Source organism: Pseudovibrio axinellae, from assembly GCF_900110875.1.
Classification (GTDB): Bacteria; Pseudomonadota; Alphaproteobacteria; order Rhizobiales; family Stappiaceae; genus Pseudovibrio; species Pseudovibrio axinellae.
Genome location: NZ_FOFM01000003.1, coordinates 38,708 through 53,843, shown reverse-complemented (window position 1 = coordinate 53,843; position 15,136 = coordinate 38,708). Strand labels below are relative to the sequence as shown.

15 protein-coding genes are annotated in these 15,136 nt (G+C 51.6%); 1 reads left to right on the top strand and 14 read right to left on the bottom strand.

The genetic code is table 11. From position 1 onward, the window contains the following. Nucleotide 1 precedes the first annotated feature (1 nt). The gene (phnE, locus tag BMZ51_RS08730) at nt 2–796 is read left to right on the top strand and encodes a phosphonate ABC transporter, permease protein PhnE (RefSeq protein WP_139201373.1); all 795 of its coding nucleotides are present in this window, start codon (nt 2–4) and stop codon (nt 794–796) included. Between the two features lie 131 nt (nt 797–927). Here phnE and BMZ51_RS08725 read toward each other — a convergent pair whose 3' ends face one another. From BMZ51_RS08725 to BMZ51_RS08660, 14 genes are all read right to left on the bottom strand, one after another. Then, entirely contained in the window at nt 928–2,931 is a 2,004-nt protein-coding gene (locus BMZ51_RS08725) for a metallophosphoesterase family protein (RefSeq protein WP_208979387.1), read from the bottom strand. Nucleotides 2,932–3,123: 192 nt separating this feature from the next. Then, nucleotides 3,124–3,765: an urease accessory protein UreG gene (ureG, locus tag BMZ51_RS08720; protein ID WP_068000644.1), complete on the bottom strand. Its 642-nt coding sequence runs from the start codon at nt 3,763–3,765 to the stop codon at nt 3,124–3,126. Beyond that, nucleotides 3,762–4,445: an urease accessory protein UreF gene (locus tag BMZ51_RS08715; protein ID WP_068000648.1), complete on the bottom strand. Its 684-nt coding sequence runs from the start codon at nt 4,443–4,445 to the stop codon at nt 3,762–3,764. Before BMZ51_RS08715 ends, ureG begins: the two co-directional genes overlap by 4 nt. After that, nucleotides 4,438–4,902 carry an urease accessory protein UreE gene (locus BMZ51_RS08710; RefSeq protein WP_068000651.1) on the bottom strand — a complete coding sequence of 155 codons (465 nt, stop codon included), beginning with the start codon at nt 4,900–4,902 and terminating at the stop codon, nt 4,438–4,440. The genes BMZ51_RS08715 and BMZ51_RS08710 overlap by 8 nt, the downstream gene beginning before the upstream one ends. Further along, nucleotides 4,902–6,614, bottom strand: coding sequence for an urease subunit alpha (ureC, locus tag BMZ51_RS08705; RefSeq protein WP_068000656.1), 1,713 nt, complete (start codon nt 6,612–6,614; stop codon nt 4,902–4,904). Before ureC ends, BMZ51_RS08710 begins: the two co-directional genes overlap by 1 nt. A gap of 1 nt (nt 6,615) precedes the next feature. Next, entirely contained in the window at nt 6,616–6,921 is a 306-nt protein-coding gene (locus BMZ51_RS08700; RefSeq protein WP_068000658.1) for an urease subunit beta, read from the bottom strand. 10 nt (nt 6,922–6,931) lie between these two features. Continuing rightward, a complete protein-coding gene (locus tag BMZ51_RS08695; RefSeq protein ID WP_068000661.1) occupies nt 6,932–7,234 on the bottom strand; it encodes an urease subunit gamma in 303 nt (100 codons plus the stop codon). Between the two features lie 27 nt (nt 7,235–7,261). Then, nucleotides 7,262–8,077, bottom strand: a complete 816-nt coding sequence (locus tag BMZ51_RS08690) for an urease accessory protein UreD (RefSeq protein WP_068000847.1) — start codon at nt 8,075–8,077, stop codon at nt 7,262–7,264. Nucleotides 8,078–8,120: 43 nt separating this feature from the next. Next, nucleotides 8,121–8,822, bottom strand: a complete 702-nt coding sequence (gene urtE, locus BMZ51_RS08685; protein ID WP_068000664.1) for an urea ABC transporter ATP-binding subunit UrtE — start codon at nt 8,820–8,822, stop codon at nt 8,121–8,123. Nucleotides 8,823–8,837: 15 nt separating this feature from the next. Then, the gene (gene urtD / locus BMZ51_RS08680; RefSeq protein ID WP_068000667.1) at nt 8,838–9,590 is read right to left on the bottom strand and encodes an urea ABC transporter ATP-binding protein UrtD; all 753 of its coding nucleotides are present in this window, start codon (nt 9,588–9,590) and stop codon (nt 8,838–8,840) included. Next, entirely contained in the window at nt 9,587–10,738 is a 1,152-nt protein-coding gene (urtC, locus tag BMZ51_RS08675) for an urea ABC transporter permease subunit UrtC (RefSeq protein WP_068000670.1), read from the bottom strand. Before urtC ends, urtD begins: the two co-directional genes overlap by 4 nt. Beyond that, on the bottom strand, nt 10,735–12,354 hold the full coding sequence (gene urtB, locus BMZ51_RS08670) for an urea ABC transporter permease subunit UrtB (RefSeq protein WP_068000673.1): 1,620 nt from the start codon (nt 12,352–12,354) through the stop codon (nt 10,735–10,737). The genes urtC and urtB overlap by 4 nt, the downstream gene beginning before the upstream one ends. 106 nt (nt 12,355–12,460) lie before the next feature. Next, the gene (gene urtA, locus BMZ51_RS08665; RefSeq protein WP_139201372.1) at nt 12,461–13,732 is read right to left on the bottom strand and encodes an urea ABC transporter substrate-binding protein; all 1,272 of its coding nucleotides are present in this window, start codon (nt 13,730–13,732) and stop codon (nt 12,461–12,463) included. A 384-nt stretch (nt 13,733–14,116) separates the two neighbouring features. Next, nucleotides 14,117–15,073, bottom strand: coding sequence for an acetyl-CoA carboxylase carboxyltransferase subunit alpha (locus tag BMZ51_RS08660; protein WP_068000680.1), 957 nt, complete (start codon nt 15,071–15,073; stop codon nt 14,117–14,119). Nucleotides 15,074–15,136: the final 63 nt, after the last annotated feature.

The window sequence follows — 15,136 nt, the reverse complement described above, 5'->3', positions numbered from 1 at the left end:
TATGGAAATCTTTCCCGAACAGTGGGCACGTTTCACACCTCGTCAGCGAATTCTACGCTATACGTTCTTTCTCCTGAGCGCCGTAATTCTGTATTGGTCTGTAACCAGTATTGATGTGATTTGGGAATGGGTGTGGGATTCTCCTCGCCAGATGGGCGACCTGTTTAGCCGTATGGTGCCACCCGACACAAGAAACCTATCCAGCATTTTGATGGTGCTTTGGGAAACCGTTAATATCGCGACTCTGGCTACGGCTATTGCAGTTCTTATTTCCTTGCCGGTTGCCTATATGGCGGCGCAGAACACGACACCCAATAAAGCAACATTGTGGATTGGGCGTTTCATTCTGGTTTCAAGTCGTTCCATCAACACCATCATCTGGGCCTTGTTGTTTGTTGCGATTTTCGGCCCGGGTATCATTGCCGGTATCGTCGCCATCATGTTCCGCTCAATCGGTTTTGTCGGAAAGCTTTTAGGTGAGGCGATCGAGGAGATCGACCACAAGCCAGTTGAAGCTCTTGAAGCTACAGGTGCATCGCGCTTTAAAGTCATCATGTACGCCATTGTACCGCAGGTCATGCCAACCTTCTGGGCGGTCTCCATCTTGCGCTGGGATATCAACCTGCGTGAATCGACCGTTCTTGGGTTGGTTGGTGCTGGTGGTATCGGCGTCATGTTGCAAGGGGCTATCGACACTTTCAACTGGCAGGAAGTTGCGACCATCCTTCTCGCGATCATTGTACTAGTTATCGTGGGCGAAGTGATTTCCGCGTGGCTTCGGAGAAAAATTCTCTAATAGCCTGTCCCTAAGATGCGTAAGCGGCTTTGTTGAGCATGGAAAATCTCATCAAAGCCGCTTACAACTACCCCACCTTAAGTAACGCCTTAGCGACCATCACTTGTGTTGCTGCTTTGGATTTAATCAAACTAATCCCAGCGGGCTTCTTCTTCCCTTCGCACAAACACAACCTGGTTCCCATCCGGCAACAGCTGGCTGATCTGTTCTGGACCACCGTGCTTATCAAACTCTACCAACCCAATGCCGCTTGCGTTCAAAAGGCGCCTGCCGTGGTGGGTGCCTACCGGCTTTCTTGGAATAACCTTCATACCACGCCGCTTTGTCAGCCAGTTTAAGGGTGAACGCGGTGCGTAGAGCCAGCGGTTCAAATGGTCGAGCTTATCGAGCAGTTTGGCAGGAAACTCGTTTTTAATACCGCTGCTACAAATCTGCCAGATATCCGGGCCTCTGGAGTGCCCTCGAAGTTCGACGTCATAAACGAAAGAGTAGTGAACATCACCCGAGAGGATCGTGAACCGGTCTGGTGTTTTACGATGCCGAAACACATTCAAGATGCCATCGGCGGTTCCTGGGTGGGCCATCCAATACTCGGCATCGACCATCAGCGGCTTGCCCATATAGGTGAGCAGTTTTTGCAGTGTTTCGATCAGTTTAACTCCGAAGATCGGAGCTGCCGAAACCAAAAGAACACTATGCTTTCCGTGCAAGGCACGTTGTAAGTCGGTCACCGCCTCCCAATCCAAAAGGCCAGAGGGCAAGTAACCAGCACGTTCTGATCGCCACCTGCGCGTGCGCGTATCTAAAACCAGCAGGGGCGGGTCTAACTGCCATTGGTAGTCCCATTTTTCAAAGCTGAAGAGTTCATCCAAAAACTCATCATAAGCATTGTTGCCGGGAGTTTGGAAAACCTGGTTCATTTGCGAGAGCATTTCGCCAGAGAATGCCTCGGGACGATTGCCCCACCCCTGATTGAGCATGTAGGCGCAGAGTGCATTTCCGATGATACGGCGCGAAAATGGGTGCCCATAGGCGGTTTCTTCCCAGTCCCTGTTCAAATTCCAGTCATCAGTGACATCATGGTCATCAAATATCATCGCAACTGGGAGGTGAGCAAAAAGCCTGCGCACTTTACTCAGGCCCGTCACAAACTCTTTCAAGATGTTTTGTTCACGCTCGTAAAGTTCGGCTTCTTCTTCTGTCAGCCCGTCAGGAGGTGTTATGTCGACAATGGACCAGGGCACCGGCGACCACACGAGCAAATACATCGCCAAAAATTCGGCAAGTGTGATCAGGTGGTTATGCGCGTGATCTGCGGTAAAGATCGGCTTTTCGGCTCCGCCAAACAAGACAAGCCACAGAGCACGGTTTTTCTCCAGGTTCGGGAGAAAGTTCTCGCGGCGGTAATAGGTGTCTCTGTCACGATATAATTGTGAAGCCGTTTCCGGGTTTCGGCTTTCCAAACGGTCCAGTTGCTCATCACCAAGCCCGAGGCGCTCGATAACCGCGTGAATTGTGCGCAGCATCGGACCTGCTACATCATCTGAGTAGATTTGATCACCGCTCATCACTAGGGCAGCTGGCCACTTGCCTTGATCTGCCTCTTGGTTTTGCGCAGACTGGATGTGTTTTTCCAAGAACTTATCTGCAGCGACGAGGCCGTCACCAGATTGATGATGTGGCTTGCGGCAGGATCCATGTAAGAGAGATGTTACCTTTGAGCGGAGCATGAAACCCGGCAGGCTTTGGTTTTCATAGCAAAGATCAGGAGCCCATACGGTGTGATCTTGCCACCCTGCCCCAACCTCATCCATCATTTGCAACGATAAGCGATAGCTAACCCATGTGTCATAGGGAAGTGGTTGATTGAGCGGCAGGTCAATGAGCAGGTAATGGAGGTGATCACCTGCTGTGATGATGTTTTGCGTGGCGTGTTCTTTTGACAGCTCATAGGTTTGCGGATCGCTGCTTTCAAGGAAGAGTTCGATTTTCACGTCAGCAGGCGCACGCACAGCAAGCCAGAATGTCAATCGCGCAGTTTCTAACCTGCGCAAAATCGGGCCGGCAAAGACAGGGGGGAGAGAATGGGTATCAAGCATTTGGCGGGATTGATGGTTCCAGTATTCAAAAGTCAAATTCATCGCTAAGAGATAAGCACACAAACCTCACAATCCAATAGAGAGCCACCACACTATTTTACCAAAGGCTGCATCAGTGCCTTTACCCGCGCGACCCTTCGTAAGAGGCCACTTTGCATTCCCTCGCCATTATTGGTGAGGACTGATATCTAATTTTTTGCCGGAACTGCAATTGTTTGCGGGCACACATTAAACGGCCAGACTGTCGCTTTCAGGCAAGCTTATTCCGCCAGATTCAAGCAAAAAATTAATAACCTCTCCAAGGCCGGTTCCACTTTTCATGTCTGTCATGAGAAACGGACGACCAGCCCGCATTCTTTGGGCGTCGCGGTCCATGACGGTAAGGTCTGCACCCACATAGGGAGCCAAGTCGCTCTTGTTGATCACCAATAAATCTGAGCGCGTGATACCTGGGCCACCTTTGCGTGGTATTTCCTCTCCCTGACACACCGAAATAACGTAGATGGTGACGTCCGCCAGATCTGGCGAAAATGTTGCTGCCAAATTGTCTCCGCCAGATTCAATGAAAACGACATCCAAGTCCGGGTGCCGTTCACAAAGTTGGTCGATAGCTTGCAAGTTGATGGTTGCATCTTCACGGATGGCCGTGTGCGGACACCCGCCCGTTTCGACTCCAATGATCCTATCCTGTGAAAGGGCCTGCATTTTGACCAGAGCCAGAGCATCTTCCTTGGTGTAGATGTCATTGGTGACCACACCAAGAGACAGCTTGCCACTCAAAGCCTTACACAACGCTCCTGTCAGGCTCGTTTTTCCAGAGCCCACCGGACCACCAATGCCAACCCGCAAAGGTCCATTTGGGGAGTTCATGATTTAAAAATCCTTGTTTCCTGATGTTCGTGAGCAATTGCAAGAAAGTCTGCATAAAATGATACGTTGCCCAAATCATCCAATGTTGAGTTGGTCACGCGGATGGCCACATCTTCCATGTGAGGCGACATGTGGGCCATAATAGCCATGCCATCACTCTGGCCAAGCGGGACCAAACGCATCATTACGGCAACCAAATTACTACAAAACCCATGTAGGTAAGCCGCAACTGAAGCACTTTCTCCAATGCCACTGGATTTAGCGAGTGCGCCAATTGCAACGGGGTAAGCGATATCTTTGGCCTGTAATCTGACGCGTACGCTGTCTGCCCCCCACGGCTTGGCAGCCTTCAAAAAGGCATCCCCTTGCAATGTGGTCTCCAGATAGCGCTCATGCCCAGGACACAACGCAAGTGCTAATTCATTGACCGCGTTGAGTTCCCCACCCTGTTCATGATGGACGGCGCGCCACGCGGCTGCGAGCAAGAGTGCATCATTCCAACCACTCCCATGCTCAATCAGATCATGCAGATAATCCTGAGCCTCAGACTTATCTGTGATGAGCTGGGATTGAATAGCCGTTTCCAGTCCGTGACTGTATGCAAACGCTCCAACAGGGAATGCAGGAGAGAGCCATGTCATCAACTGGAGAAGTGCCGGAACCGTTACAGCCTCAGTCATGGGCGTGAGCGTGGCTGTGTGACTTGTGTTTATGGTAGGCACCATGCACTGGCGAGAAAGGCGCTTCCACTTCTTCTAGTGTTGCACCCAGTCCCTCCAACATCTGCTTGATGACATGGTCGCGGCCAATATAGATGTTGGGCGGCTGGATTTGGGCAGGCAAATGGCGGTTTCCCAAATGCCAACACAGCTCCGCAAAATGAATATTGTCTTTGGTTGTGACCTTGTACAAAGGCTCAATCTGTGCGGCAATCATTGCCATTTCACCGTTCTCCAAAACAAGCACATCCTCATTTGACAAGACAACAGACTCGGGCAAATCCACAAGGATCGCGGTTCCGCACGCTGCTACGAGCCGTTTACGGCGAACATGGCGTTCATAGTGAGCCAGATACAGCAGGTAATCGGCTTTGCCTGAATATGTCCCTACCCGACTAAAAGAAGTTGCTTTTTTCATCAGAACAAAAAGTACCTTTGTGCCATCGGAACAACATCTGCTGGCTCACATGTGAGCAGCTCACCATTTGCCCGCACTTCGTAGGTTTCTGGATCGACTTCCATGTGTGGCATCAAATTGTTATGAACCATTGAGGACTTGGAGAGGCCAGAGCGGGTGTTTTCGACCGCCACCATGTCTTTGGCTGTCCCAAGTTTTGCGCGAAGACCATCGTCTTTTGCAGCTTGAGAGACAAAAGTCACCGATGAGTTCGTCAAGCTTTTGCCGTAGGCTCCAAACATTGGCCGGTAATGGACAGGCTGCGGTGTTGGGATCGAGGCGTTGGGGTCCCCCATCAAAGCACTTGCGATGGTGCCACCCACGAGCACCATATCAGGCTTAACGCCAAAGAAGGCTGGCGACCACAGAACAAGGTCTGCGCGCTTTCCAACTTCGATCGAGCCGATATGCTTGGAAAGTCCGTGCGCTATGGCCGGGTTGATTGTGTATTTGGCAATATACCGCTTCACTCTGACGTTATCTGCATCGCCCGTTTCTTCTGGCAGTTGGCCGCGCTGTCGCTTCATCTTATCAGCCGTTTGCCATGTACGAATGAGCACCTCACCCACCCTGCCCATTGCCTGACTGTCGGAGGCAATAATGGAGAAGGCCCCCATGTCATGCAACATATCTTCTGCGGCGATGGTCTCCTTGCGGATGCGACTTTCTGCAAAGGCCACGTCCTCAGGGATATTGGTATCCAGATGATGACAGACCATCAGCATATCCAAATGCTCTGCAATCGTATTCCCGGTATAGGGGCGCGTCGGGTTCGTCGAAGAAGGAATGACATTGGGCAATCCGCATACCTTGATGATGTCGGGAGCGTGTCCCCCACCAGCACCTTCGGTATGGAACGCGTGGATGGTGCGCCCTTTCATTGCCGCTACTGTATCTTCAACAAAACCACTTTCGTTAAGCGTGTCTGTGTGGATCATCACCTGCACATCATGAGCATCAGCAACGCTCAGGCACATATCGATGGCAGCGGGAGTTGTGCCCCAATCTTCGTGTAGTTTCAGTGCGCTTGCACCGGCCAACACCATCTCTTCCAGTGCTTTTGGGTGCGAGGCATTGCCCTTGCCTGCAAAAGCCAGGTTCATGGGAAAGGCATCTGCAGCCTCAATCATTCTTGCAAGATGCCACGGACCAGGCGTGCATGTGGTTGCAAGTGTTCCATGGGCAGGGCCAGTGCCACCACCAAGCATTGTGGTTACACCAGAGGTCAGCGCCTCTTCGATCTGCTGAGGGCAGATATAATGGATATGGGCATCCATTCCGCCGGCGGTGAGGATCTTGCCTTCTCCAGCAATGATCTCAGTCCCAGGGCCAATAATGATTGTTACGCCATCTTGCGTATCTGGGTTGCCCGCTTTGCCGATTGCATGAATTCTGCCATCCCTCAGACCGACATCTGCCTTATAGATACCAGTGTGATCGACAATAAGCGCGTTGGTGATGACTGTATCTACCGCACCATCTGAGCGGGCCAACTGACTTTGCCCCATTCCATCACGAATGACTTTTCCGCCGCCGAACTTCACTTCCTCACCATAGGTGGTCAGATCAGCCTCAACTTCAATGAACAGCTCTGTGTCAGCCAAGCGTACCTTGTCTACCACGGTGGGGCCAAACATGTCAGCATAGGCAGCTCTTGAGATTGTGGTCGCCATGTTACACTGTCTCCACCTGGTTGATCTGGAAGCCTTTTATCTGCTGTGTGCCTCCAAATGAAATGAGTGCAACCTGCCTTGTCTGACCAGGCTCAAACCTGACTGCTGTTCCGGGCGCAATGTCCAAACGCATGCCTTGTGCCTTGGCACGGTCGAAATCCAGTGCGCGGTTCACCTCGGCAAAGTGGTAATGACTGCCAACCTGTACGGGGCGGTCCCCTGTATTTGCAACAGTCATTGATATGCTTTCACGCCCTTCATTCAGTGTCAGCTGTCCGGCGGTCACGATGATTTCTCCAGGGATCATATTGGCCTTCCTAACGAATGGGGTTGTGAACGGTGACGAGTTTGACGCCATCTGGGAACGTGGCTTCAACTTGGATGTCATGGATCATCTCAGAGATCCCCTCCATGACCTGAGCGCGCGTGAGCACCTGCGCGCCAGCAGACATCAACTCAGCAACAGAGCAGCCATCGCGTGCACCTTCAACGACAAAGTCAGTGATAATTGCAATGGTTTCAGGGTGATTGAGCTTTACCCCGCGCGCCAGCCGGTTGCGAGCCACAATAGCGGCCATCGCGATCAGCAGTTTGTCTTTTTCTCTTGGTGTAAGGTTCATCGCGACCTCTCTAAACACATTAAATAACTATAGATTCCAAAGCTTCGGCAGTGAGTATCCCTCTCGTAAGCCACTAAGTAGCGGGATAAGCGCCTGCCTCAATGCAAAGCCATCGGCAGCCGCAACGCGCCCGACAAGCTTGCCGTTAAAGGCGCTTAGTGCCGTAACCGCACGGTCCTGTTCACACTGGAGGGTTCTGGCACGGGCATTGAGCACTTCCTGATCTTCCGGAGCTACAAAAAGCAGGGATGCAAACGCGCGTGCGCCGTTTAAGACCGCTGCGTTTCGAGACAGCTCTGCAACAGAACCGCTGAGGCTCAATTCATCTGCATGAAGAAGTTTCCCACCCCGGTGCACCCTCCAGCTGTCTTTAAAGAAGGCAGACTCGACCTGTTCACCCATCGCCTGACGCCCCAGTATGATTGCTTCTACGCCGACAAAACGCGCGCTTGGCGCGAGTTCTACATGGAGTTTGCGTGTCAGTGAGGCTTCGTTAAAGAGGATGGTTTCCTGCGGCAACCAATGCAATTCTGCATTTTCGCCAACCACCAGATCGTTGGTGACCCGCGCAGTATCCTCACTGGCACGGTAGATCTTTTCACAGGCCTGCGTGGAGATAACGGCCTTTGTGTTGGCATGAAGATCGACACGCCAATTCATAATGTCCCCACCGGTCAGACCACCACTCGTATTTATCAAGGCAGCCTCAGCCATATCGCTGTAAACCTTCGGCAAGCGAATCTTCGCCGCTCCCTCCTGATACAGCTCATCAAGTGCAGGCGGTGCATTGGGGCTTGGTGGCGCTTTAAAGCTCACCCGTCCAACCCCAAAGGCCCGTTGCATACGAAGCTTGGGTGGCTCTGGCGCAATCGAACCAGACGCTGCTTTAAACGGTAAGATGTCTGCGGACATGGGCCTCATCCAAATCGCTGGCGGGACCTGAATGTACAATTTCCCCCCGATCCAATATGTAGACAGCATCAGCCAACTCGCGGCAAAAGTCGAGATACTGCTCAACTAGCAATATGGTTAGGCCTTCCTCCTCCTTTAGCCTGCGGATCGCCACGCCAATATCTTTGATGATGGAAGGCTGTATACCTTCAGTCGGCTCATCAAGCACCAACAGGCGCGGGCGCGTGACAAGTGCACGGCCGATAGCCAGCTGTTGCTGCTGACCACCTGACAAGTCCCCTCCACGCCGATCCATCATCTGCTTAAGAACCGGGAACAGCTCAAACACTTTTGGTGGAATGAACCTGTCCTTTCGGGGCAAGAGTGCAAAACCGGTCTCAAGGTTTTCGCGCACGGTAAGTAAAGGGAAAACCTCTCGCCCTTGGGGTACATAAGCGATGCCTTGTGCTGCTCTGGTATAGGGTTTAGCCATCCCAAGGGGTGAGCCGTCTACGTTAATTTCGCCCTGCGAAATCTTTTGGTGGCCCGTGATAGCTTGCAAGAGTGAGGTTTTTCCAACTCCGTTGCGGCCAAGGACACAGGTTACTTTTCCCAGTTCTGCATGAATTGAAACATGGCGTAACGCCTGTGCAGCGCCATAATGCAGATTAACATTTGAAACATCGAGTGTGAGCATGGTGCAGTCCTCCCTTCAACGACCCAGGTAGCTTTCGATCACTTTTTCATCGGAGGCCACATGGTCGAGCGACCCCTCTGAAAGGACCGAGCCCTCGGCCAGACATGTCACTTTCACATCCAGATCACGGATGAAGCCCATGTCGTGCTCAACAACAATGACTGAGTGGTTTTTTGAGATTTCACGCAGCAGATTGGCTGTCTCGACGGTTTCGGCATCGGTCATTCCCGCAACGGGTTCGTCTACCAGCAAGAGCTTTGGGTCCTGCGCAAGCAACATGCCAATTTCCAACCACTGTTTCTGACCATGAGACAATTCGGATGCCAGAAAATCTTTGCGATGGGACAAACGAACTGTATCGAGAATTTCGTTTATGCGACCTCGCCTTGAGCGCGTCTCATTGTGGAATAAGTTTGCCAGTATCCCGCGATCTTCATCGAACGCGAGAGCCAGATTATCGTAGACACTATGATTTTCGAAAACTGTTGGTTTTTGAAATTTGCGGCCAATTCCAAGACAGGCAATATCCGCTTCATCATACTTAGTAAGGTCTGTATCCCCTTCGAAAAACACCTCTCCCTCATCCGGGCGTGTCTTACCGGTTATGATATCCATCATGGTGGTTTTCCCGGCCCCATTGGGGCCAATAATTGCGCGCATTTCACCGCGCTCCACCACAAGAGACAGGTTATTGATGGCCTTAAATCCATCAAAGGAGACGGAAACTCCGTTTAAATAAAGTAAGGGCTGCTTTTCTTTAGGGCTCATTCTGCCGCCTCCGGTTTAGCGCCTGTTTCGGCAGAGGCTCGCTGCCCCAACTGCTTTTGCGCAGCAGAGCGAAGCTGACTTAACACACCTACAATTCCCTTTGGCAGGAACAGAGTTACCAGCACAAACAAGCCACCCAGGGCAAAGAGCCAATATTCCGGATAGGCTGCCGTGAAGTAGCTTTTTCCGCCATTAACCAGCAACGCCCCAAAGATTGGACCAAACAGAGTTCCGCGGCCGCCAACGGCTGTCCAGATCACAACCTCAATTGAATTGGCGGGCGCAAATTCTCCCGGGTTGATGATGCCAACCTGAGGTACGTAGAGGGCTCCTGCAACGCCTGCAATCATCGCGGAAACCACAAACGCGAAGAGTTTGAAGTGTTCGACCCGGTACCCCAGAAAGCGAGCGCGGCTTTCAGCGTCGCGAATTGCAACGAGCAACTTGCCAAACTTGGAGTTTACGATCAGTGAGCAGAGCAGGAACGACAAGCCAAGAGCAACAGCCGTAGCGGAGAACAAAGCAGCTCTGGTGCCATCAGATTGTAGTGAGACGCCGAGCATGTCCTTAAAGTCGGTCAGGCCATTGTTGCCGCCAAACCCCATGTCATTGCGGAAGAAAGCAAGCAGTAAGGCATAGGTCATCGCCTGCGTAATGATGGAAAGGTACACCCCTGTGACGCGTGAGCGAAAGGCAAACCAGCCAAAGACGAAAGCGAGTAGGCCCGGAACCGCAACCACCATGAGCGCGGCAAACCAGAACTGGTCAAACCCAAGCCAAAACCAAGGCAGCTCTTCCCAGTTTAAAAACACCATGAAGTCTGGCAGGGTTGGGTGAGCATAAACACCGCGAGTGCCGATCTGGCGCATGAGGTACATCCCCATCGCGTAACCGCCCAACGCGAAGAACGCGCCGTGCCCAAGAGAGAGAATACCGCAATACCCCCACACCAGATCGAGCGCTAATGCAAGCATTGCATAGCACAAGTATTTGCCAAAAAGACCAACCAGATAACTCGGGACATGCAGTGGATGACTTTCCGGCAACGCCAGATTAAGCAGTGGTACTACGGCGGCAATCAGGAACAACAGAGCAACAATCCAAATAGATTGAGGACCAAGCTTGGTGAACAGGCTTTTGGAAATCATAGGTCCACTGCCCTTCCTTTAAGCGCGAACAAGCCGCGCGGTTTCTTCTGAATGAACAATATGATGAATACGAGGGTAAGAATTTTGGCCAAGACCGCCCCGGCGTAGGGCTCCAGGAATTTGTTGGCCACTCCAAGCGTCATGGCTCCCACAAAGGTTCCCCAAAGGTTGCCGACGCCGCCAAAGACAACAACCATGAAGCTGTCGATGATGTAGAGCTGACCAAGGTTGGGCGACACATTCGAAATTTGTGAAAGTGCAACACCCGCCATGCCCGCGATGCCAGACCCCAGGGCAAATGTGAGCGCATCAATCCAGGGCGTACGAATTCCCATTGACGCAGCCATCCGGCGGTTCTGCGTAACTGCTCGGACCTCCAGACCAAACTGTGTCCGGCGCAATACCACCAACAACACTGCAAACACCACAAATGCGAATGCCAATATCCATATACGGTTAGCGGTAAGCGTCATCGCGCCCAGTTCAAACGCACCAGACATCCAGTCCGGGTTCCCCACCTCTTTATTCGTAGGTCCAAAGACAGTGCGGACGGCTTGCTGCAACATCAGCGAAACGCCCCAGGTCGCAAGCAAGGTTTCCAGAGGACGGCCATACAAAAAGCGGATAATTCCCCGCTCCATGGCAAACCCAACTGCACCAGAGGCAAGGAAAGCCAATGGCAGAGCGAAGGCGAGTGAATAATCAAAGAGCCCCGGAAAAGAGTTGCGAATGACCTCCTGCACCATGAAGGTGGTGTATGCGCCAATCATCACCATTTCCCCATGGGCCATGTTGATCACGCCCATCACGCCAAAAGTGATAGCCAGGCCGATGGCTGCAAGTAACAAAACAGAACCGAGAGACAACCCGTACCAAACGTTTTGCGCAACACTCCATCTGGCAAGCCGTTTGTTGATTGAGGCGATGACACTCGTTGCAGCGTCGCGTTCTTCTGGTTCGCTCGCGCTGGCGACAAACCCGGTTAGAACGGAAAGCGCTTGTTGGTTGCCCATAGCCTTGAGCGTCTCAATTGCATCAAGGCGGTGCTGCTGCGATGCATGCTGCGTTCTCAGCGTCATCGCCGCATAAGACTCCTGCATTGCCTGCCTCACGGAGGCATCGCTCTCTTGGTGCAATGCTTCTTCCAGCAACGGCAGAACAGCTGGATCTGATGATTTGAACAACTCCTTCGCCGCGCTTAATCGGAGCGAGACGTCGGGGCTTAACAGCGTCAGATTTGCAATGGCCGTTTTAAGCTGACGGCGGAGCTTGTTATTGACCTTGATTTTCTTCAAGGATTTCTTAGTTGTCACCCCCTGCTCTTGCAGTGTGAGAGGGGCCATCAAAGTAATACCATCGGCACTGCTGCGGGTAATGAAGACTGCTTTATCAGCTTTGCGATAAAATAGTGTACCTGCGCTCAATGCCTCAAACAAAGGAACGATCTTTGAATTCCCTGCCTTTTCGAGGGCACTGATTTTGGCAGGCATTTCTTTGAGTTTGCCGTTAGCCAGTGCGCTGATCAAATGCGTCAGCTCTTCATCAGCCTGTGCAGCTGGCACAGCGCACAAGGCAAAAGCAAGCAAGAGCGCGACATGCCGGATAAAGCGTTTCATCGATTTCCCCAATGGTATTTTTGCAGCAGTAGAGCCGGTTTATGTAAGACGCTGGCGGAGCCGTGTTTCTTTGCCATCCCGCCAGCCTCTCAGGTCTTGGGTTCGATTAATTGCTGACCACGCCGCCGCAGGATTTGGTTTCCACGTTGAAATTCCCGCAGGCCATTGGTGCACGCCAGTCCGCGATCAGCTTGGCGGATTCTGGCAGATAGTCAGACCAGGCATCACCAGCAACCAAGCCATCCGTCTCATCCACGATATCAAATTGGCCATCCTCTTGAATTTCGCCAATCAGGACTGGTTTGGTGATGTGGTGGTTTGGCATCATGGCAGAGTAACCGCCGGAAAGGTTGGGAACGGACACGCCGACAATACTGTCGATCACGCTATCAACATCGGTAGTGCCAGCCTTTTCGACGGCCTTCACCCACATATTGAAGCCGATGTAGTGCGCTTCCATCGGGTCGTTGGTGACGCGGTTGTCGTCACCCGTAAATTCTTGCCATGCTTCGATGAACTCTTCATTTGCTTCGGTTTCTACAGATTGGAAGTAGTTCCATGCCGCCAAATGACCGACAAGCGGGCTGGCATCGAGACCTGCAAGCTCTTCTTCGCCCACTGAAAACGCCACAACCGGAATATCTTGCGCAGAAATGCCCTGATTGCCCAGCTCTTTATAGAAAGGAACGTTTGCATCACCATTGATGGTAGAGACAACAGCGGTCTTTTTGCCTGATGAGCCAAATGTTTTTATGTCAGCAACGATGGTTTGCCAGTCGCTGTGACCAAACGGGGTGTAGTTGATCATCATATCTTCGTCAGCAACACCCTTGGACTTTAAATAGGCCTCAAGGATCTTATTGGTTGTGCGCGGATATACATAATCTGTACCTGCCAGAACCCAGCGTTCGACCTCTTCATTCTCGATCAGGTAGTCAACTGCAGGAATGGCCTGTTGGTTTGGAGCGGCACCTGTATAGAACACGTTGCGCTGGCTCTCTTCACCTTCGTATTGCACGGGGTAGAACAGCATCCCATTCAGCTCTTCAAACACCGGAAGTACTGACTTACGCGAGACAGACGTCCAGTTTCCAAAGACTGCTGATACCTTATGGACAGCGAGCAGTTCACGTGCTTTTTCGGCAAATAGCGGCCAGTCAGAGGCTGGGTCGACGACAACGGGCTCCAGCTGCTTTCCAAGAACACCACCTTTTTTGTTTTGTTCTTCAATCAGCATGAGCATGACGTCTTTCAGCGTTGTTTCTGAAATCGCCATTGTTCCTGATAGTGAATGCAAAATCCCAACTTTAATCGTTTCTGCTGCCTGGACAGCGCTTGTGAGCACTGTTGTTGCAATCAGCCCAACACTTGCTGCCATCGATGCCTTTTTAGTCAAATGAACCATTCCCGCCTCCGATTGGTAAGTGAGTGCCGCGCTGTTGCTGTTTACGCAGGCACGTACATGCATCCCCTTACTAAGAATGGTTCTTCATTCGCAAAGGTCGTGCCAGAATGGTATCGGGAGGAGAAAATGAGTTATAACATATTGACGTATATGTACTTATCGAAAATAAATTGAAATATTAGCTTAACATTTGCCACGCATCACTGACGAAAAATGCCATACAAATAAGCAATTATGCTGTGTGACTAATTTATAATCACCTGCAAAGTTCTTAAGCCGCTACTCCTTCAGGCTCCGTCCGAAGACCTGATTCAGCTTCTATTATCTAAGCCAAAATTGCGCTGGACAGCTGGCTGTTCATCCTAGGTTTCGGCTAATTTCGATAAAACGGCTGCGTTTTTGGGAAATAATATCTTCAGGGGACAGAGACGCCATCTCGCTGAGCGCGGTCTCAATCCAACTTCCTACTGATGAGATCGCCTGTTCCGGGTGCCGATGGGCCCCACCAACCAGTTCGTCGATTATTCCATCGATAACTTTAAACTTCAGGAGCGCGTCCGCAGTGACTTGCATGGTATTGGCGGCCTCTTCTGATTTTGAAGCGTCGCGCCATAAAATTGAAGCCGCACCTTCTGGAGTGATGACGTTATAGACTGCATTTTTAAGCATATAAACGCGGCTCATCGCGGCAATCGCCATCGCACCGCCGGACATTCCTTCACCTATAATGAAGGCCGCACTAGGGACTGAAATACTCAAACAAGTGGAGATCGCTGTCGCGATTGCCTGGGCCTGCCCTCTGGCTTCCGCCTCAACTCCTGGAAATGCGCCTGCGGAGTCTACGAAGCTTAGAACCGGCAAACCAAACCGATCCGCCAGCTCCATTAACCTGACTGCCTTGCGGTACCCTTCAGGCATAGGCATTCCAAAATTATGCAGCAGCCTTGAGTTAGTGTCTGAACCTTTTTCTTGTCCTAAAATGGCGACAGGGGTTCCTCTAAATCTCCCAAGGCCAGCAATGATTGCGTGATCCTCACCAAACGTTCTATCCCCTGACAGCTCTGCAAAATCATCAAAGAGGGCATGGATATAGGAGAGAGCATGAGGCCTCGCCGGATGGCGTGCCACTTGCACCGTTTGTGCTGGCGAGAGGTTGGAATAAAGAGCGGTCATCGTTTCGGCGATCTGCCGCTCTAAAAGCTCGGCATCTTTTGGCTTTTCAGAGGTCAGCTCCTGATCGAAACCATTAAGCTGCTCAGAGAGGCGACCTTCAAGACTGGCAATCTCATGCTCAAAACCTAAGTAAATCATCATGCACCTCTAATGATTAAACCAAGCGATTTTGTGGTGGTAGCTCAAAAAATGACCCAAGGGAAA